Raw genomic sequence first — 18,383 nt, forward strand, 5'->3', positions numbered from 1 at the left:
GCGTGCGCCCTAGGCCTCTAGGCGAATCCTCCGCCGCAAACAATACAAGACGTTGAGGAGTGCTCGCGAACCCGTTCCCCGGGGGTCTCCTCCGAGGGCCCCAGGGGTGGTCGGAGGGCGGTTCGGATCGGGTACTCTGGGCGGAGCCCCTCACGTGGCGCTATCTGACTGAACTCCCCCAGGGCCGGAAGGCAGCAAGGGTAGGTCGGCTCTGGCGGGTGCGTGGGGGGCGCTTGCGTTTCCGGGGGCGTCCCGGTTGTCGGTGGGCGCCTATAACCTCGTAAGCGTGTCGTCTCTCGCGCTCTACCGCCGCTACCGCCCCGAGTCGTTCTCCGAGGTCATCGGGCAGGAGCATGTCACCGACCCGCTGCAGCAGGCGCTGCGGAACAACCGGGTCAATCACGCGTACCTGTTCAGCGGGCCCCGTGGCTGCGGCAAGACGACCAGTGCCCGGATCCTCGCCCGCTGTCTGAACTGCGAGCAGGGGCCCACCCCCACCCCGTGCGGGGAGTGCCAGTCCTGCCGGGACCTCGCGCGCAACGGGCCGGGGTCGATCGACGTCATCGAGATCGACGCCGCCTCGCACGGTGGCGTGGACGACGCCCGTGACCTGCGGGAGAAGGCGTTCTTCGGGCCCGCCTCCAGCCGGTACAAGATCTACATCATCGACGAGGCCCACATGGTCACCTCGGCGGGCTTCAACGCCCTGCTGAAGGTGGTCGAGGAGCCGCCGGAGCACCTCAAGTTCATCTTCGCCACCACCGAGCCCGAGAAGGTCATCGGGACGATCCGGTCGCGTACGCACCACTATCCGTTCCGGCTCGTCCCGCCCGGCACGCTCCGGGAGTATCTGGCCGAGGTCTGCGGCCGCGAGGGCATCCCCGTCGAGGACGGGGTCCTGCCGCTGGTCGTGCGCGCCGGTGCCGGGTCCGTGCGTGACTCGATGTCGGTGATGGACCAGCTGCTCGCCGGGGCCGCCTCGGACGGTGTGACATACGCCATGGCGACGGCGCTGCTCGGGTACACCGACGGGTCGCTGCTCGACTCGGTCGTGGACGCGTTCGCGGCCGGTGACGGCGCCGCGGCGTTCGAGGTCGTGGACCGGGTCGTCGAGGGGGGCAACGACCCCCGGCGGTTCGTGGCCGACCTGCTGGAGCGCCTGCGGGACCTGGTGATCCTCGCCGCCGTGCCGGACGCGGCGGAGAAGGGGCTCATCGACGCCCCCGTCGATGTGATCGAGCGGATGCAGGCCCAGGCGTCCGTCTTCGGGGCGGCCGAGCTCAGCCGCGCCGCCGACCTGGTCAACACCGGGCTGACGGAGATGCGCGGCGCGACCTCGCCCCGGCTGCAGCTGGAGCTGATCTGCGCCCGCGTGCTGCTGCCGGCCGCGTTCGACGACGAGCGGTCCGTGCAGGCCCGGCTCGACCGGCTGGAGCGGGGCGCCGGTGCCGGTGTGGCCGCCGCCTTCCAGCCCTCCGGTCCCGGGCCCGCCATGGGGTACGTGCCCGGCCCCGAGGCCCACGTCCAGGCCCCGCCGGTCCAGGCTCCGCCCGTGCAGGCCCAGCCTGTCCAGGCCGCGCCCGCCCCGGCGCCCGTACAGCCCCAGGCCCCGGCACCCGCCGTACCGCAGCCCGCCCCCGCCGCGCAGGAACCCGCCCAGCCCGCCGCCCCTGCCCCCGGGGCCTGGCCCGGGACCGCCACCCCGGGGGCCTGGCCCGGCGCGCGGACCCCCGGGCAGGGGGCACCGCAGCCCGCCGCCGCCCCGCGGCAGCAGCCCCCGGCCGCCCCGGCCCCCGCCCAGCAGCCGGCCGCCGCGACCGGCCAGGGCATGGCCCAGGGCGCCGCCCAGGTGCGGAACATGTGGCCGCAGATCCTGGAGGCGGTCAAGAACCGGCGCCGCTTCACCTGGATCCTGCTCAGCCAGAACGCGCAGGTGGCGGGGTTCGACGGGACCACGCTCCAGCTCGGCTTCCTCAACGCCGGCGCCCGCGACAACTTCGCGAGCAGCGGCAGCGAGGAGGTCCTCAAGCAGGCGCTGGCCGAGCAGTTCAACGTGAACTGGAAGATCGAGGCGATCATCGACCCGTCGGGCGGCTCCGCGCCCCCGCCGGCCACCCCCGGATACGGCTCCCGGCCCCCGGCCGCCCCCGCCGCCCCGGCTCCCGGCCCGCAGCAGCCCGTACAACCCCCCGCGCCCGCGCCGCAGCAGCCCGCGCAGCAGCCGTCCCGGCCGGCCGCCCCGCCCCAGGGGCAGCCGTCCCAGCAGCCGCCCGCCCAGCACCACGTGCCGCCGCCGGTCGCGCCGGAGGACGACACTCCGGAGGAGGACGACCCGGACCTCGTCGACTCCGCCCTCTCCGGTCACGACCTGATCGTGCGCGAGCTCGGGGCCACGGTGGTGGAGGAATACACAAACGAGTAGGCCCGTCCGTTCGGTGGCCCGCACAAAGATAACGGTCCCGCGCGGGCTACCCTGGCTGGCGTGAAGGTCCTCGTCATCGGCGGCGGCGCCCGCGAACACGCCCTGTGCCGCTCTCTCTCCCTCGATCCCGACGTCACCGCTCTGCACTGCGCGCCCGGCAACGCCGGAATCGCGGAGGTCGCCGAGTTGCATCCGGTGGATGCGCTCGACGGTGGTGCCGTGGCCCGCCTCGCGACCGAGCTCCAGGCCGACCTGGTCGTCGTCGGCCCGGAGGCGCCGCTCGTCGCCGGCGTCGCCGACGCCGTGCGCGCCGCCGGCATTCCCTGCTTCGGCCCGTCGCGGGAGGCGGCGCAGCTGGAGGGCTCCAAGGCCTTCGCCAAGGACGTGATGGCCGCGGCCAACGTCCCGACCGCCCGCGCCTACGTCTGCACCACCCCCGCCGAGATCGACGAGGCCCTCGACGCGTTCGGCGCGCCGTACGTCGTCAAGGACGACGGTCTCGCCGCCGGCAAGGGCGTCGTCGTCACCGACGATCTGGACGTCGCCCGCGAGCACGCGCTCGCCTGTGGCCGCGTGGTCATCGAGGAGTTCCTGGACGGCCCCGAGGTCTCCCTCTTCGCGATCACCGACGGCTCCACCGTGCTGCCGCTCACCCCCGCCCAGGACTTCAAGCGCGCCCTCGACGGCGACGAGGGCCCCAACACCGGTGGCATGGGTGCCTATTCGCCCCTGCCGTGGGCGGACCCGAAGCTGGTCGACGAGGTCATGGCGACGGTCCTCCAGCCCACCGTCGACGAACTGCGCCGCCGTGGCACGCCGTTCTCCGGTCTGCTGTACGCGGGCCTGGCGATCACCAACCGGGGCGTGCGGGTCATCGAGTTCAACGCCCGCTTCGGCGACCCCGAGACGCAGGTCGTGCTGGCCCGGCTGAAGACGCCGCTGGCGAGCGTCCTGCTCCACGCCGCGAACGGCACGCTCGACAACGAGCCGCCGCTCAACTGGCGCGATGAGGCGGCCGTCACGGTCGTCGTCGCCTCGCACAACTACCCCGGCACGCCCCGCACCGGCGACCCGATCGAGGGCCTGGACGAGGTCGCGGCCGAGGACGCGCCGCACGCGTACGTCCTGCACGCCGGTACGAAGAAGGACGGCGACGCGGTCGTGAGCGCCGGCGGCCGTGTCCTGTCGGTCACCGCGACCGGCGAGGACCTGGCGCAGGCCCGCGAGCGGGCGTACACGGCGGTGTCCCGGATCCGTCTCGACGGCTCCCAGCACCGCACGGACATCGCACTCAAGGCCGCCGGGGCCTGATCCCCGTCGGGACGGAGCCCCCGGGAGGCGCGCGGGGAGCGCGTGGAGCGATCCGCCGGGCGCGCGGCGCGCTCACGCCCGCCGCCCGGATCAGCCGGGGGCTGACGCAGCCGAGCCCGGGGGTCCGCAGGCCTGGCGGCCCCGGCTCGCACGCGGCCCCTGGTCCGCGACCCGGGCTACCTGCCCTCGGCCTCGGTCCCGCGCACTGCCCTCGGCCCCCGCCCCCGAGCAGCCCTGATGTCCCAGGAGCCGCAGGGGGCACAGAGTTCGCACGGCGTCACCACCTTTACCCAGAGCCATTCCATCGAGTGACGGCTCGGCCATCCGGATGACGGCCGCCGACGCCCCAACTAGGGTGCGGCGCAGGCATTCCGGCACTTGGCCCACCGGCATTGCGATGTCAGTGGCGGGTGCCACAGTGGGGGAGTGAGCAATCCCGCCGCAGGCTGTCCGCCGCAGGGCAAGAGGGGGTGACGTCAGGCCGTGTCCGGTTCAGGTTCGGACCCCGGTATGGGGGAGGAGCTGGGCGCGCGTGCCGCGCGCGCCCGGGCTCTGGCCGTGCTGCGCGTCCGCAGCAGGGCGACCGCCGTCGCGTTGCTGCCCGCCGCCGTCGCCGTCGTGCTCCTGGTCGGCGGTCTCACGGGGCGTTTCGGCGGCGAGGGCTGGGACACCGTCCGCTGGGTGGTGACCGTGCTGGCCGTCGTGGTGCTGCTGGCCGCCGCGGCCGTCGCCGCGGTGATCGCCCGGTCCCGGCCGGCCGTCACTCCGACGGTAGAGATCACCGAGAGGTCGGCCCCGGATCTGTACCGGATGGTGCGGGACCTGGCGGACCGGCTCGACGTGCCCGCGCCCTCCGCGATAGCCCTGACGCCCGACTGCGACAGCTGGCTCGAGGACCGTACGCACCCGGCGACCCGCTCCGGCCCGGCGCCGGGCGGCGGCGCCGAGGCTCCCGTGCTGGTCATCGGCTCGCCCTTCCTGTGGTGGATGAGGGTCGGCGAGCTACGGGCGGTGCTGGCGCCGGTCGTCGCCGGTACGGGTCCGTCCGCGCACCCCGACATAGCCGCGGCCCGCCGTTTCGTACGGGGGCTCGACGCCGCGGTCGCCGTGCCCGACCGACCGGACCTCGATCCCGTACGGCGGCTGGGCGCCCGGTTCACCGGCTGGGTCGCCGCGATCCTGCTGCGGGGCTGCCGCGGGCACGCCGCCGAGATGGAGCGGGGGGTCGCCGTCGCCGGGTCCGAGCGTGCACAGGCTGTGGACTACGGCCTGCGGATCGTCGCCCAGGAGCAGGTCGGCCTCGCCTACGCGGGCTGGGACCGGCTGCTGACCCGGGTCGCGCTGCCCGCCTGGCGGATGGGCCGCTGGCCCTCGCGGCTGGACGCGGGCGTGGTCTCCGCGCTGACCGAGCTGTCGCGGCGGGACCGGCTGGCCGAGGGCTTCACGTCCCGGCTGGGTGAGCGGCCCGCCTGCGATCTGCTCGAAGAGCCCGGCGCGGTCGACGAGGCCACGTCCCTGCTCGCGGCCCGCCTCTTCCACGGCGGCCCGGCCGAGGCGGGCCCCGACTGGTCGCCGGTCGACTGGCAGCGCTATCCGGAAGAGGTCGTGGACCGTAAGTGGCGTACGGACGCCGCCCGGCTCCACCGGGTCCTCGACCGGCTCGGTGAGACCCCCGCCGCCGGCCCGGTCCGCGCGGCCGGCGGCCCCACGCTCGCCCGGGTGGTGGACCACTTGGCGGCCGCGCACGGCGGCGAGGCCGGGGAGGCCCTCGCCGCCCGGATCAGCGCCGAGGTGGCCCGCGAGGAGTCCACGCGGCCGCCGGTGGAGCGCCAGGGGCACGGCCCGGCCATGGTCCAGGGCGACCCGGACGGCCCGTACATCTTCGGTACCGACCCGCTGCCGCTGTTCCCCCTCCAGCCGCCCCGCAGCGGCCGTGAGCTGCTTGCCGACCACGTGACCGCGATGGTGTGCTGCGCGGCCGTCGACACCGCGGGCGCCGCGCCCGGTCTGGACTGGCTCGACGGGCCCGCCCTGCTGGTCGGCGGAGCGCGGCGGACGGATCTGACCGGCCGTGTGCTGACCCTGATCGAGGACGCCGACCCGGAGCCGCTGCGCAGCTGGCTCTCGGAGATCGGCGTCCGTGCCGAGAAGCCCGTCCGGCTCGTCTGACGACCGGCAGGGACAGGCACCACAGCCGTCCCCGCGCGCCCACCCGCCAAATGGAATCAAAAGTTCCGTTCTCGTCAATTAACGACGAACGGTGACGGAGTGCGTGCGTTATGTGATGTGCTGGGGAGCGCTACGGAAAGTGCGAGGACCCGCCAGAACCACGGGGGAGTCGAGGGAGGGGCGCCAATGGGGGCGGAGCAGATCCGGCGATGGGAGTCAGGGGCCCTGGCCCACGCCGTCACGGACCCCTTCGGTCAGGGCCCGCTGCCCTGGCTGCGCGGCAGCGAGCAGTACTTCGACGACACCGGGCAGGTCGTGCCCTGGTACGCCGACCAGAAGCTCGCCCGCGGCGGCAGCGGCGGCCCGCGCGCCGCCGACGACGTCCGCCGGCAGATCAAAGGGTTCGTCTCGGACGGCGCGGTCGCCCCCGGCGAGTCGATCGACTTCCACATCACCGTGGACCCGCCGCAGCAGTTCTCCGTCGACATCTACCGGATCGGGCACTACGGCGGCGACGGCGCCTGCAAGATCATCACGAGTCCGCGGCTCTCCGGCATCGTCCAGCCGCCGCCGCTCACCGCCGACCGCACGGTCTCCTGCCACCACTGGTGGCTCTCCTGGCGGCTGCAGATCCCGTCGTACTGGTCGATCGGCGCGTACGTCGCCGTCCTCACCACCGTGGACGGCTACCGCTCCCACATCCCCTTCACCGTCCGCGACGAGCACCCCGCCGATCTGCTGCTCCTCCTGCCCGACATCACCTGGCAGGCGTACAACCTCTACCCGGAGGACGGCCGGACCGGCGCGAGCCTCTACCACGCCTGGGACGAGGAGGGCCGGCTCCTCGGTGAGCGGGACGCGGCCACCACGGTCTCCTTCGACCGCCCGTACGCGGGCGCGGGGCTCCCGCTCCATGTCGGGCACGCCTACGACTTCATCCGCTGGGCCGAGCGGTACGGATACGACCTCGCCTACGCCGACGCCCGCGATCTGCACGCGGGCCGGATCGATCCGACCCGCTACCGCGGCCTGGTCTTCCCCGGCCATGACGAGTACTGGTCGGTTCCGATGCGCCGGACCGTCGAGGCCGCCCGGGACAACGGCACGTCCCTGGTCTTCCTCTCCGCCAACACCCTGTACTGGCAGGTCGAGCTGGGGCCGTCCCCCTCGGGCGTCCCCGACCGCCTGCTGACCTGCCGAAAACGCCGCGGCCCCGGCCGTCCCGCGCTGTGGCGCGAGGTCGACCGGGCCGAGCAGCAGCTGCTCGGGATCCAGTACGCGGGCCGGGTCCCCGAGCCGCACCCCATGGTCGTACGGAACGCTCAGCACTGGCTCTGGGAGGCCACCGGCGCCGGGGAGGGCGACGAGATCGCCGGCCTGGTCGCGGGCGAGGCGGACCGGTACTTCCCGCGCACCGCGCTCCCCGAGCACCAGGGCCGCATCCTGCTGGCCCACTCGCCCTACCGCGACGGCGAGGGCGCTGTGCGCCACCAGGAGACGTCCGTCTACCGGGCCCCGTCCGGGGCGCTGGTCTTCGCCTCCGGCACGTTCGCCTGGTCCCCGGCCCTGGACCGCCCGGGCCATGTCGACACCCGGATCCAGCGCGCCACGGCCAACCTCCTCGACCGCATCTGCAAGCGCGACTGAAGGCCCCCCCGGGACAGCGCCCGCGGGATAGCCCCGGAACAGCCCCGGACACCTCACGCGTCCCTCTCGGGACACCCCTGGCCCCCGGTCCGGCCGGCTCGGCCCGCGTGCGAGAGAATCGGAGACGTTCCTGGATCAACCTACGCGGAGGAACCGTGTCCGGATTCGTAGAAAAGCCCGAGCCGCTTCAGGTCCCGGGCCTGACCCACCTCCACACGGGCAAGGTGCGTGACCTCTATCGGAACGAGGCCGGCGACCTCGTGATGGTCGCCAGCGACCGGATCTCCGCGTACGACTGGGTGCTGCCGACCGAGATCCCCGACAAGGGCCGGGTCCTCACCCAGCTGTCGCTGTGGTGGTTCGACCAGCTCGCCGATCTCGTGCCCAACCACGTGCTCTCCACCGAGCTGCCGCCCGGTGCCCCCGCCGACTGGGAGGGCCGCACCCTCATCTGCAAGTCGCTGCGGATGGTCCCGGTCGAGTGCGTCGCCCGCGGCTACCTCACCGGCTCCGGCCTCGTCGAGTACCAGCAGACCCGCACGGTCTGCGGGCTCGCCCTCCCCGAGGGGCTCACCGACGGCTCCGAGCTCCCCGCGCCGATCTTCACCCCGGCCACCAAGGCCGCCGTCGGCGACCACGACGAGAACGTTCCGTACGAGGAGGTGGCCCGCCAGGTCGGCGCGGAGACCGCCGCCCACCTGCGCCAGAGCACCCTCGCCGTCTACAGCCGGGCCCGGGACATCGCCCGTGACCGCGGCATCATCCTCGCCGACACCAAGTTCGAGTTCGGCTTCGAGGCGACCGAGTCCGGTGAGCGGCTGATCATCGCGGACGAGGTGCTGACCCCGGACTCCTCCCGCTTCTGGCCGGCCGCCACCTGGGAGCCGGGCCACGCCCAGCCGTCGTACGACAAGCAGTTCGTCCGGGACTGGCTGACCTCGCCGGCGTCCGGCTGGGACCGCAAGAGCGAGCAGCCGCCGCCAGCCCTCCCGCAGGACGTGGTGGACGCCACCCGCGGCAAGTACCTGGAGGCGTACGAGCTGCTCACCGGCAGCCGCTGGCACTAGGACACGAAGAAGCCCCCGGTCGGATCGACCGGGGGCTTCTTGCATGGAGCGGACGACGAGATTCGAACTCGCGACCCTCACCTTGGCAAGGTGATGCTCTACCAACTGAGCCACGTCCGCATGCGCCGTAGCGCGGAGACCACTATACCCAACCTCGCTCGCGGGCGAGACGCACTGCCGTGTGCCGGTTCTCCGCACCGAGCTTCGCGGCCGCCGCGGAGAGGTAGTTCCGGACCGTTCCCTGGGAGAGCGAGGCCCGTTCGGCGATCTCCGCGATGGGGGCGCCGTCGGCCGCGAACTCCAGCACCTCGGCCTCCCGGGCGGTCAGCGGGGAGTCCCCGGCGGAGATCGCGTCGGCCGCCAACTCCGGGTCCACGTAACGGTTGCCGGCGTGCACGGCCCGGATGATCTCGGCGAGCCGCTGGGCGCTGACCGTCTTCGGCACGAAGCCCCGCACCCCTGCCGACAGGGCCCGCTTGAGGTGTCCGGGGCGGCCGTGACTCGTCACGATCATGGTCCGGCAGGAGGGCAGTTCGTCCCGCAGGGATGTGGCGACCTTCACACCGTCGGGGCCGCCGGGCATCTGCAGATCGAGGACGGCGACGTCCGGCCGGTGGGCGCGGGCCATCGCGAGCGCCTCCGCGCCCGAGGCCGCCTCGGCGACCACGACGAGATCGTCCTCCAGGGCGAGGAGCGCGGCGAGCGCGCCCCGGATCAGATGCTCGTCGTCGGCGAGCAGGACACGTACGGCCGTCACTCGGTCTCCTCCAGGTCGGCGGGGCGGTCGGGGCGCGGGATCCGGGCGGAGTCGGTGGGGTGCGGAATCCGGGCTGGTACGTCCGGGTCGGTTGGGTGCGGAATCCGGGCTGGTACGTCCGGGTCGGTTGGGTGCGGAATCCGGGCCGGTACGTCCGGGTCGGTTGGGTGCGGAATCCGGGCCGGTACGTCCCGGGCGGTGGGGTGCGGAATCCGGGCCGTCACGCGGAAGGTCCCGTCGGGGCCGGGGGCCGCCTCCAGCGTGCCGCCGACGGCCGCCAGGCGTTCCCGCAGCCCGGCGAGGCCCGAGCCGCGCCCCATCCGGCTGCCCCGGACGCCGTCGTTCTCGACAGTGAGCCGTACGCCCCCGGCCTCCTCGGCAAGGGAGATCGTGCAGCGCTTCGCGTCTCCGTGCCGCAGCACGTTCGTGGTGGTCTCCCGGACCACCCAGCCCAGCGTCGAGAGGATCCCGGGCGGCAGTTCGGGGTTCTGGGCGTCGACGGCGCAGTCGATGCCGGCCGCGTCGAGCACGCCTCGCGCGCCTTCCAGCTCCACCCGCAGATCGGCCTCGCGGTAGCCGCGGACGACGTCGCGGACCTCCCGCTGGGACTCCTGGGCGATCCGCTGGACCTCGGTCATCTGGTCGACGGCCTCGGGACGGCCGCGCCGGGCGAGCTGGACGGCCAGCTCGCTCTTGAGGGCGATCACCGCGAGGTTCCGGCCGAGGACGTCGTGCATGTCCCGGCCGAACCGCAGCCGTTCCTCGGCGACGGCGAGCCGGGCCTGGGTGTCGCGGGCGGTGCGCAGCTCCAGCATCACGTTGAGCACCCACAGCGAGATCCGGACGGTGAGGGCGAGCCAGCCGGTGAGCATGCCGGTGGTCAGGGCACCGACGACCACTTCCAGGCTGCCCCGGCCGGTCAGCGCCAGCAGCGCCCCGAGGACGGCCAGGGTGACCGCCTGGTGCAGGACGCTGATCCGGCCCCGTACGAGCAGGCAGTGGCCGCAGACGAACGGCATCACTGCGGAGCTGAGCATCATCGGCACCATGCCGGTCAGATCGACGCTCCCGGCCAGGACGAGCAGGCAGGCGGTGCTCGCCGCGGTGGCCGCCCCGGCGAGGACGACCGTGCGCCGGTCGATGGCGCCGAGACCCAGATAGGTGTTCATCGCCTGCCGCGTGAAGCGGTGGCAGAGCACTCCGTTGACGGCCGTGAGCAGCGGCGCGGCCACCGCCAGGACCAGCGGTCCGCCGCGGACGTCCCGGACCAGCTCGGTCATGAAGAGGACGAAGACCGAGGACCACAGCAGGAAATAGACGGTGCCCCGCGTGTAGATGTCCACCTTCGCCAGGCCGCTGCGACGGCTCCAGCCCTTCACCCGCACGTACGCTCCCCCGGTCAGCGTCGCGGCTCCCAGCGGAACCACCGCTGGACAGCAAACACCGAGATCACGGTCCAGGCCAGCGCGGTGAGCGCGGCGCCCAGGAGCTCCTTGGTGTCCCCGCCGCCGAGCCAGCCGGCCCGTACGAGCGTCATCACGCCGGTCAGCGGCAGCAGTTCGCACAGCGACGCGATCCGCTCGGGGAACACCTGAAGCGGCGCGAAGAGTCCCGAGCCCATCGCCGAGACCAGGAACATCGGCAGGGTGGTGAGCTGTGCGCTGTCGACGCTGCGGGTGACGGCGGAGGTCGCCGCGGCGAGCGCCGTCATCAGGACCAGGCCGAGCAGCACCCCTGCGGCGAGCAGGACGGGCCGCTGCGGGGCCCGTACGTCGAGCAGGGCCGCGCCGCCGGTCACCAGCAGCGCGCACTGGGCGAGGGCGAGGGCCAGGGACGGCAGCGCGATCCCGGTGAGGATCTCCCGGTCCGACGGCTCGCCGGTGCGCAGCCGCTTGAGGACGAGACCCTCGCGCCGGGCCACGTACGCCGAGACGAGGTTGGTGTGGACGACCATCAGCAGCACCATGCCGATGCCGCCGGTCAGCGCCGCCTCGATGACGCTCATGCCCGCCGCGCCCAGGTCGACCTGGTCCAGGGAGGACCTGATGACCAGGACCAGGGAGAGCGGCATCAGCAGCGCGACGAAGAGCGCGGTCCGGTTCCGTACGAGCAGGGTCAGCTCGGCCCGCCCCAGGGCGCCGAGGCGTGCGGTCGTGTTCGCCGCCATGTCACACAACCACCGTTTCGTGCCGCTGCGCCCTTGCGATGTCGAGGAAGGCCTCTTCGAGGGAGGCCGAGCGGGCGTCGAGCCCTTCGAGCCGTACGTCCGCCTCCCGCGCCCAGGCGAGCAGCGCGCCGAGCGTGTCCTGGAGTTCATGGGTACGGATCTCCACCTGGCGGCCGTCGGCGGCGGCCCGCAGGCCGCGCGGCAGCCGGGCCGGGGGGACCGTCTCGGGGAGGGCGAACCGGATCCGGGCGGGCCGGGAGGCGGTGACCTCGGCCGGGGTGCCGAGGGTGACGATCCGGCCCTGGTGCATGATCGCCAGCCGGTCGGCGAGGGCCTCGGCCTCCTCCAGATGGTGCGTGGTCAGCAGGACGGTCGTGCCGCCGTCGCGCAGCGCGCGGACCAGCTCCCAGGTGTCGCGGCGGCCCTCGGCGTCCAGGCCGGTGGTCGGTTCGTCGAGGAAGAGCACCTCGGGGCGGCCGAGCAGGGCGAGGGCGAGGTCGAGGCGCCGCCGTTCACCTCCGGAGAGCTGGCTGACGCGCACGCCCTGCCGGGCGGTGAGACCCACCAGCTCCAGGGCCTCGCCGGTGGGCCGCGCTCCGGTGGTGCAGCCGGCCCACATGCGTACGGTTTCGGCCACGGTCAGATCGGCCGGGAAGCCGCCCTCCTGGAGCATGATCCCGATCCGGGGCCGTACGGCGGCCCGCTCCCGGTACGGATCACGGCCCAGCACCCGTACAGCGCCGCCGCTCGGCGGGGCGAGGCCTTCGAGGAGCTCGACCGTGGACGTCTTGCCGGCGCCGTTGGTGCCGAGCAGGGCGAAGATCTCCCCCTGCGGCACGGTGAAGGAGAGGCCGTTCACGGCCTCGAACCCGCCGGTGTAGGTCCGGCGCAGCCCGTCCGCCTCGATCAGATCTGTCATGCGTCAAGCGTTCCGCGCGGGAGCGGGGCGGGTCAGTGCGTGCTGTCATCGCCCCCGATGACAAATGTCATCGGCCCCCATCGGCCCCGTTGGCCCCCATCGGCTTCCACCAGGCGGGAACACGACGAAGGCCCCGGTCGTGATGACCGGGGCCTTCGTTCTCTGAGCGGACGACGAGATTCGAACTCGCGACCCTCACCTTGGCAAGGTGATGCTCTACCAACTGAGCCACGTCCGCATGTGCGCCGCGGTTGGGCGGTGCGAACACCACTGTACCTGATCCCTCGACGAGGTCGGTAAGCGATGCAGAGCGGGTGACAGGAATTGCACACTGCGCCTTCCCCCTGGAAGGGGGATGTTCTACTACTGAACTACACCCGCACGCTGCGTCGGACCTGGCCTTTCGGCCGTGCCCTTCGGCGTGATCCAGACTCTAGCGGATCAGCGGGGGTGCATGGCAAATCGGGGACCGACGGAGGGTCAGGGGCCGGGCTCAACTGGCCTCGCGGAACGCCTCGTAGACCCGCTTGGGGATGCGGCCGCGGGCCGGGACGTCCATCTTGTGCGACTGCGCCCAGGCGCGGACGGCGGCCGGATCCGGTTCGAGGGAGGTGAAGGTGCGCTCCTTGGGGGCCTTGATCTCCTTGGCCGTCCGGCCGGCCCCGCCACCGGTGCTCCGCTTTCGCCCGGCCGCCATGTAAGGGGCCAGCGCCTTGCGGAGTTTCTTTGCATTGGCGGGATTCAGGTCGATCTCGTACGCCTTCCCGTCAAGGCCGAACGTGACCGTTTCCGCCGCTTCTCCGCCGTCGATGTCGTCGAAGAGTGTGACCACTACGCGCTGCGCCACGGATATCGGTCCTTTCCTGCGGCTCGCCGGGTCAGACTCGCCGAGGTGCGCGTCTGACGTGCGGCGATACCGGGTTTCCGGCTGTTGAGGGGCAATGCGGTGTTCCTCCGCATTCCTCTGCATTCATTTGTACAGCGGTTGGCGGCGCATTGCGAAGCTCCGTCAATTGCATCAGCGTGTCCCGCTCACTGCAATGGTCGGCGCGATATTTCACCGGGATTTTTCCTGCCTGCCTTTGTAGGGTCCTCCAGATATCTACTCGCGTAGATTTTGGAGACAGGTACGCTGAGGGAACCGCCCACGCAACACACCACCGGGAGTGCCAGTGGCACGCGTCGTAGTCGACGTCATGCTCAAGCCGGAGATCCTCGACCCGCAGGGCCAGGCGGTGCAGCGCGCACTGCCCCGCCTGGGTTTCAAGGGGATCGCCGACGTCCGTCAGGGAAAGCGCTTCGAGCTTGAGGTGGAGGGACCGGTCGATGACGCCGCCCTCGCCCGCATCCATGAGATGGCCGAAACGTTCCTCGCCAACACCGTCATCGAGGACTTCGTCGTGAAGGTGGAGTCGTGACCACTCGTATCGGAGTCGTCACCTTCCCCGGCACGCTCGACGACCGGGACGCCCTGCGCGCCGTACGGGTCGCGGGCGCCGAGCCCGTGCCGCTGTGGCACCGCGACAAGGACCTCCACCAGGTCGACGCGGTGGTCCTGGCCGGCGGCTTCTCCTACGGCGACTATCTGCGGGCCGGAGCCATCTCCCGCTTCTCGCCGGTGATGGAGACGATCATCGAGCAGGCGAAGGCGGGCATGCCCGTCCTCGGCATCTGCAACGGCTTCCAGATCCTCACCGAGGCCCATCTGCTGCCGGGCGCGATGCTGCGCAACAACCACCTGCACTTCATCTGCCGTGACCAGAAGCTGCGGGTGGAGAACGCGCAGACCTCCTGGACCGCCGACTACTCGGCCGGCCAGGAGATCTCCGTACCGCTGAAGAACATGGACGGTCGGTACGTCGCCGACGAGCGCACGCTCGACGAGCTGGAGGCGGAGGGCCGTGTCGCCTTCCGCTACCTGGACGGAAACCCGAACGGCTCGCTGCGGGACATCGCGGGCATCACCAACGCCGCCGGGAACGTCGTGGGGCTCATGCCGCACCCGGAGCACGCCGTGGAGCCGCTGATCGGCACGGGCGGCACCGACGGCCTCGGTTTCTTCACCTCGATCCTCAAGAAGCTGGTCACCGCCTGATGACTCTGGATATCGGAACAGCAGAGGGAGCGACCGAGCGCCCCGCCCGCGACGGCAGCACCACGATCGCGCGAAGGAGCGACCGAGCGTGACCCTCGATACCGTCAAGCACGCGACTGAGACTCCGGACGTCGAGCAGCCGTGGGCCGAGCTCGGCCTCAAGGAGGACGAGTACGCGCGGATCCGCGAGATCCTCGGCCGCCGTCCCACCGGCGCCGAGCTCGCCATGTACTCCGTGATGTGGTCCGAGCACTGCTCCTACAAGAGCAGCAAGGTCCATCTGAAGCAGTTCGGCGAGAAGACCCCCGAGAACGACGCCATGCTCGTCGGTATCGGTGAGAACGCCGGCGTCGTGGACGTCGGCCAGGGGTACGCGGTCACCTTCAAGGTCGAGTCGCACAACCACCCCTCGTACATCGAGCCCTACCAGGGCGCGGCGACCGGCGTCGGCGGCATCGTCCGCGACATCCTCGCCATGGGTGCCCGCCCGGTCGCGGTCGTCGACCCGCTGCGTTTCGGCGCGGCCGACCACCCCGACACCCGGCGCGTCCTGCCGGGCGTCGTCGCCGGCATCGGCGGCTACGGCAACTGCCTGGGTCTGCCCAACATCGGCGGCGAGGTCGTCTTCGACTCCTGCTACCAGGGCAACCCGCTGGTCAACGCCGGCTGCATCGGTGTGATGAAGCACGAGGACATCCACCTCGCGAAGGCGTCCGGCCCCGGCAACAAGGTCATCCTGTACGGCGCCCGTACGGGTGGCGACGGCATCGGCGGTGTCTCGGTCCTCGCGTCGGAGACCTTCGACGACACGAAGCCCACCAAGCGGCCCGCCGTCCAGGTCGGTGACCCCTTCCAGGAGAAGCTCCTCATCGAGTGCACCCTTGAGATCTTCAAGGAGAAGCTCGTGGCGGGCATCCAGGACCTCGGTGGCGCCGGCCTGTCCTGCGCGACCAGCGAGCTGGCCTCGGCCGGCTCGGGCGGTATGCGGGTCGAGCTGGACACCGTGCCGCTGCGTGACGCGACGCTCTCGCCCGAGGAGATCCTCATGAGCGAGTCGCAGGAGCGCATGTGCGCGATCGTGGCGCCGGAGTACGTCGACCGGTTCATGGAGATCTGCGAGAAGTGGGACGTCATCGCCACCGTCATCGGTGAGGTGACCGACGGCGAGCGCCTTGAGATCTTCTGGCACGGCGAGCAGATCGTGGACGTGCCCCCGCGCACGGTCGCGCACGAGGGCCCGGTCTACAACCGGCCGTACGCGCGCCCCGAGTGGCAGGACGCGCTGCAGGCGGACGACGCGGGCAAGCTGCCCCGGCCGGCCTCCGCCGAGGAGCTGCGGGCGCAGGTCCTCCAGCTGGTCGCGCACCCGAACCAGGCCTCCAAGGCGTGGATCACCGACCAGTACGACCGGTTCGTGCAGGGCAACACCGTCCTCGCGCAGCCCGAGGACGCGGGCATGGTCCGGATCGACGAGGAGTCGAACCTGGGCGTGGCCATGGCGACCGACGGCAACGGCCGGTACGCGAAGCTCGACCCGTACACGGGCGCGCAGCTCGCGCTGGCGGAGGCGTACCGCAATGTCGCCGCCTCCGGTGCCCGGCCGCTCGCCATCTCGGACTGCCTGAACTTCGGCTCGCCCGAGGACCCGGCGGTGATGTGGCAGTTCGCCGAGGCCACCCGTGGTCTGGCGGACGGCTGCTTCCAGCTCGGCACGCCGGTGACCGGTGGCAACGTCTCGCTCTACAACCAGACGGGCGAGGTCGCCATCCACCCCACCCCCGTGGTGGCGGTGCTCGGTGTGATCGACGACGTGAACCGCCGTACGCCGATCGCCTTCGCGGAAGAGGGCCAGCTCCTCTACCTGCTCGGCGACACGCGTGAGGAGTTCGGTGGCTCGGCCTGGTCCGAGGTGGTCCACCAGCACCTGGGCGGTCTGCCGCCGGCCGTGGACCTGGACCGGGAGAAGCTGCTCGGCGAGATCCTGATCTCGGCCTCCCGCGACGGCATGATCGACGCGGCGCACGACCTGTCCGACGGCGGTCTCGTGCAGGCGGTCGTGGAGTCGTGCCTGCGGGGCGGCAAGGGCGCGCGGCTCGTGGTCCCGGACGGCCTGGACGCGTTCACCTTCCTGTTCAGCGAGTCGGCGGGCCGTGCGGTCGTGGCCGTGCCGCGCAGCGAGGAGCTCCGCTTCACCGACATGTGCGGCGCGCGGGGTCTGCCCGCGACCCGGATCGGTGTCGTGGACGGTACCGAGGTCGAGGTGCAGGGCTCGTTCAGCGTCCCCCTGGAGGAGCTGCGGGCGGCGCACGAGGCGACGATCCCGGGTCTGCTCGCCTGATCCCCGCTGTATGACAGGAGCCCCTGTCCGGATTCGTTCCGGGCGGGGGCTTCTTCGTTCTTAGCTTGCACGTAATTACGTAAGTACGTAATCTCTAGTCATGGAGCTGAGCCATGGAGCTTGAGGAACGCCTCGCGGAACTGGAGCGGCGCATCGCCGCGCTGGAGCAGGCCCGGAGCGCCGCGCCGGAGGTCGGCGAAGGCGACTTCTGGGCCCTCGAAGGGCTGAAGGCGCAGCTCGCCGAGGTCGGGGCGGCCGACGGCGGCGTCCTGTTCACCGGAGCCGTACGGCTGCCCACCGGCGAGCGGTACGACTGGCAGTACGGCGCCCTCACCGAGGGCCTGCTGGCGGGGGACTGGTCCGAGGTGACCGACTCCCTCGCCGCGCTCGGCCATCCCGTACGGCTGCGGCTGCTGCGGGAGATCCTCGGCGGGCTGCGGACGGCGGCCGAGCTGGCCGAGCTGGCGGAGATCGGCACGACCGGCCAGATCTACCACCACCTGCGCCAGCTCACCGCCGCCGGCTGGCTGCACACGACCGGTCGGGGCCGCTACGAGGTGCCGGGGACCCGGGTCGTGCCGCTGCTCGTGGTGCTGACCGCCGCCCAGCCATAGCCCACACGCTCATCCACATTCGTCACTCAGGATTGTTCAGGGGGAAAGAGACATGACCGTACGGATATGCGCCTTCGTGCTCGTCCGGCTGCTGCTGGCGGCCTTCGTGGGCCAGTTCGTCCTGTCGTTCTTCGTGGAGCTGCCCTACCGGCACTGGCTCGCGCTCGGGGCCCTGGTGGGCGCCGTCGGCATCCAGGTCGCCCTGGCCCGCACCGCGCCGCGCCACGCGGCGGGGGACACGCCGGAGCCGGTCGAGGTCGACCCGCCGATGGCGGGCCGCTGGCTGGCGCTGAACAGCCCGGCCGACAAGGTGCCCAGCCACGGCACCCATCAGCTCGGGCAGACGTACGCGATCGACGCCGTGGCCGAGCCGGAAGGCACCGAACGCCCGGGCTTCCGCTGGCTCTGGCCCATCGCCCGGCGCAACAGCGCCTTCCCCGCCTTCGACGCCCCGCTCTACGCGGTCGCCGACGCCACCGTCGTCCATGCCGAGGACCGGCAGCGCGACCATCTCAGCCGTAACTCCCTGCTCGGGCTCCTCTATCTGATGCTGATCGAGAGTGATGTACGCGGCCTCACCGCGGCCCGCCGGATCACCGGCAACCACCTCGTCCTGGACCTCGGCGGCGGTACGTACGCCATGTACGCGCATCTTCGGCGCGGCTCGCTCACCGTCCGCGCCGGCGACCGGGTCACGGCCGGGCAGGTGCTGGCCCGCTGCGGCAATTCCGGCAACTCGACCGAGCCGCATCTGCACTTCCAGCTGATGGACGGGCCCGACCTGAACACGGCACGCGGCGTCCCCTTCCGCTGGCGCGGCGTCGGCGTGCCGGCGGGTGGGGAGCCGTTCACGGTGCCGGAGCCCGTGCGGGTCTGA

The 18,383-nt window shown here is 72.2% G+C and carries 15 protein-coding genes, 4 tRNA genes and 1 other RNA gene (1 of these 20 running past the window's edge); 11 read left to right on the forward strand and 9 right to left on the reverse strand.

Annotation, left to right across the window (positions count from 1 at the left end; genetic code table 11):
• Nucleotides 1-32 (reverse strand) — tRNA-OTHER (locus IEZ01_RS27230); it reaches 80 nt to the left of the window's first position.
• Between the two features lie 109 nt (nt 33-141).
• Here IEZ01_RS27230 and ffs point away from each other — a divergent pair.
• The 6 genes from ffs (at nt 142) to IEZ01_RS27260 (ending at nt 8,616) form a co-directional block, all read left to right on the forward strand.
• An RNA gene (ffs, locus tag IEZ01_RS27235) (signal recognition particle sRNA small type) lies at nt 142-240 on the forward strand.
• 46 nt (nt 241-286) lie between these two features.
• Complete coding sequence (locus IEZ01_RS27240; protein WP_189204271.1) at nt 287-2,422, forward strand: DNA polymerase III subunit gamma and tau; 2,136 nt, start codon at nt 287-289, stop codon at nt 2,420-2,422.
• A 60-nt stretch (nt 2,423-2,482) separates the two neighbouring features.
• On the forward strand, nt 2,483-3,733 hold the full coding sequence (gene purD, locus IEZ01_RS27245) for a phosphoribosylamine--glycine ligase (RefSeq protein WP_189204274.1): 1,251 nt from the start codon (nt 2,483-2,485) through the stop codon (nt 3,731-3,733).
• 510 nt (nt 3,734-4,243) lie between these two features.
• A complete protein-coding gene (locus tag IEZ01_RS27250) occupies nt 4,244-5,902 on the forward strand; it encodes a M48 family metalloprotease (protein WP_189204276.1) in 1,659 nt (552 codons plus the stop codon).
• A 186-nt stretch (nt 5,903-6,088) separates the two neighbouring features.
• Nucleotides 6,089-7,549: a N,N-dimethylformamidase beta subunit family domain-containing protein gene (locus IEZ01_RS27255; RefSeq protein ID WP_189204278.1), complete on the forward strand. Its 1,461-nt coding sequence runs from the start codon at nt 6,089-6,091 to the stop codon at nt 7,547-7,549.
• A gap of 155 nt (nt 7,550-7,704) precedes the next feature.
• Nucleotides 7,705-8,616: a phosphoribosylaminoimidazolesuccinocarboxamide synthase gene (locus IEZ01_RS27260; protein WP_019887632.1), complete on the forward strand. Its 912-nt coding sequence runs from the start codon at nt 7,705-7,707 to the stop codon at nt 8,614-8,616.
• Between the two features lie 44 nt (nt 8,617-8,660).
• On the opposite strand, the gene IEZ01_RS27265 is transcribed toward IEZ01_RS27260, so the two are convergent.
• The 8 genes from IEZ01_RS27265 to IEZ01_RS27300 all read right to left on the reverse strand — a co-directional run bounded on the left by IEZ01_RS27265 (nt 8,661) and on the right by IEZ01_RS27300 (nt 13,306).
• A tRNA-Gly gene (locus tag IEZ01_RS27265) sits at nt 8,661-8,736 on the reverse strand.
• Nucleotides 8,737-8,758: 22 nt separating this feature from the next.
• Nucleotides 8,759-9,373, reverse strand: coding sequence for a response regulator transcription factor (locus IEZ01_RS27270; protein ID WP_019887630.1), 615 nt, complete (start codon nt 9,371-9,373; stop codon nt 8,759-8,761).
• Complete coding sequence (locus IEZ01_RS27275; protein ID WP_229833251.1) at nt 9,370-10,752, reverse strand: sensor histidine kinase; 1,383 nt, start codon at nt 10,750-10,752, stop codon at nt 9,370-9,372. The genes IEZ01_RS27270 and IEZ01_RS27275 overlap by 4 nt, the downstream gene beginning before the upstream one ends.
• Nucleotides 10,753-10,772: 20 nt before the next feature.
• Entirely contained in the window at nt 10,773-11,540 is a 768-nt protein-coding gene (locus tag IEZ01_RS27280) for an ABC transporter permease (protein WP_189204282.1), read from the reverse strand.
• A gap of 1 nt (nt 11,541) precedes the next feature.
• Nucleotides 11,542-12,459 carry an ABC transporter ATP-binding protein gene (locus IEZ01_RS27285; RefSeq protein ID WP_189204284.1) on the reverse strand — a complete coding sequence of 306 codons (918 nt, stop codon included), beginning with the start codon at nt 12,457-12,459 and terminating at the stop codon, nt 11,542-11,544.
• Nucleotides 12,460-12,624: 165 nt separating this feature from the next.
• Nucleotides 12,625-12,697: transfer RNA gene (locus tag IEZ01_RS27290), tRNA-Gly, on the reverse strand.
• A gap of 71 nt (nt 12,698-12,768) precedes the next feature.
• A tRNA-Gly gene (locus IEZ01_RS27295) sits at nt 12,769-12,840 on the reverse strand.
• A 112-nt stretch (nt 12,841-12,952) separates the two neighbouring features.
• Nucleotides 12,953-13,306, reverse strand: coding sequence for a histone-like nucleoid-structuring protein Lsr2 (locus IEZ01_RS27300; protein ID WP_028797712.1), 354 nt, complete (start codon nt 13,304-13,306; stop codon nt 12,953-12,955).
• A gap of 325 nt (nt 13,307-13,631) precedes the next feature.
• Between IEZ01_RS27300 and purS the strand changes: the two genes are divergently transcribed.
• The 5 genes from purS to IEZ01_RS27325 all read left to right on the forward strand — a co-directional run bounded on the left by purS (nt 13,632) and on the right by IEZ01_RS27325 (nt 18,383).
• Complete coding sequence (gene purS, locus IEZ01_RS27305; RefSeq protein ID WP_019887625.1) at nt 13,632-13,877, forward strand: phosphoribosylformylglycinamidine synthase subunit PurS; 246 nt, start codon at nt 13,632-13,634, stop codon at nt 13,875-13,877.
• Nucleotides 13,874-14,554, forward strand: a complete 681-nt coding sequence (gene purQ / locus IEZ01_RS27310) for a phosphoribosylformylglycinamidine synthase subunit PurQ (RefSeq protein ID WP_019887624.1) — start codon at nt 13,874-13,876, stop codon at nt 14,552-14,554. The genes purS and purQ overlap by 4 nt, the downstream gene beginning before the upstream one ends.
• A gap of 88 nt (nt 14,555-14,642) precedes the next feature.
• Nucleotides 14,643-16,892: a phosphoribosylformylglycinamidine synthase subunit PurL gene (gene purL, locus IEZ01_RS27315; protein WP_019887623.1), complete on the forward strand. Its 2,250-nt coding sequence runs from the start codon at nt 14,643-14,645 to the stop codon at nt 16,890-16,892.
• 113 nt (nt 16,893-17,005) lie between these two features.
• Nucleotides 17,006-17,506, forward strand: a complete 501-nt coding sequence (locus IEZ01_RS27320; RefSeq protein ID WP_189204286.1) for an ArsR/SmtB family transcription factor — start codon at nt 17,006-17,008, stop codon at nt 17,504-17,506.
• 52 nt (nt 17,507-17,558) lie between these two features.
• Nucleotides 17,559-18,383, forward strand: a complete 825-nt coding sequence (locus IEZ01_RS27325) for a M23 family metallopeptidase (RefSeq protein WP_189204288.1) — start codon at nt 17,559-17,561, stop codon at nt 18,381-18,383.

The sequence above is a fragment of the Streptomyces purpureus genome, assembly GCF_014648195.1.
GTDB classification, from domain to species: domain Bacteria; phylum Actinomycetota; class Actinomycetes; order Streptomycetales; family Streptomycetaceae; genus Streptomyces; species Streptomyces purpureus.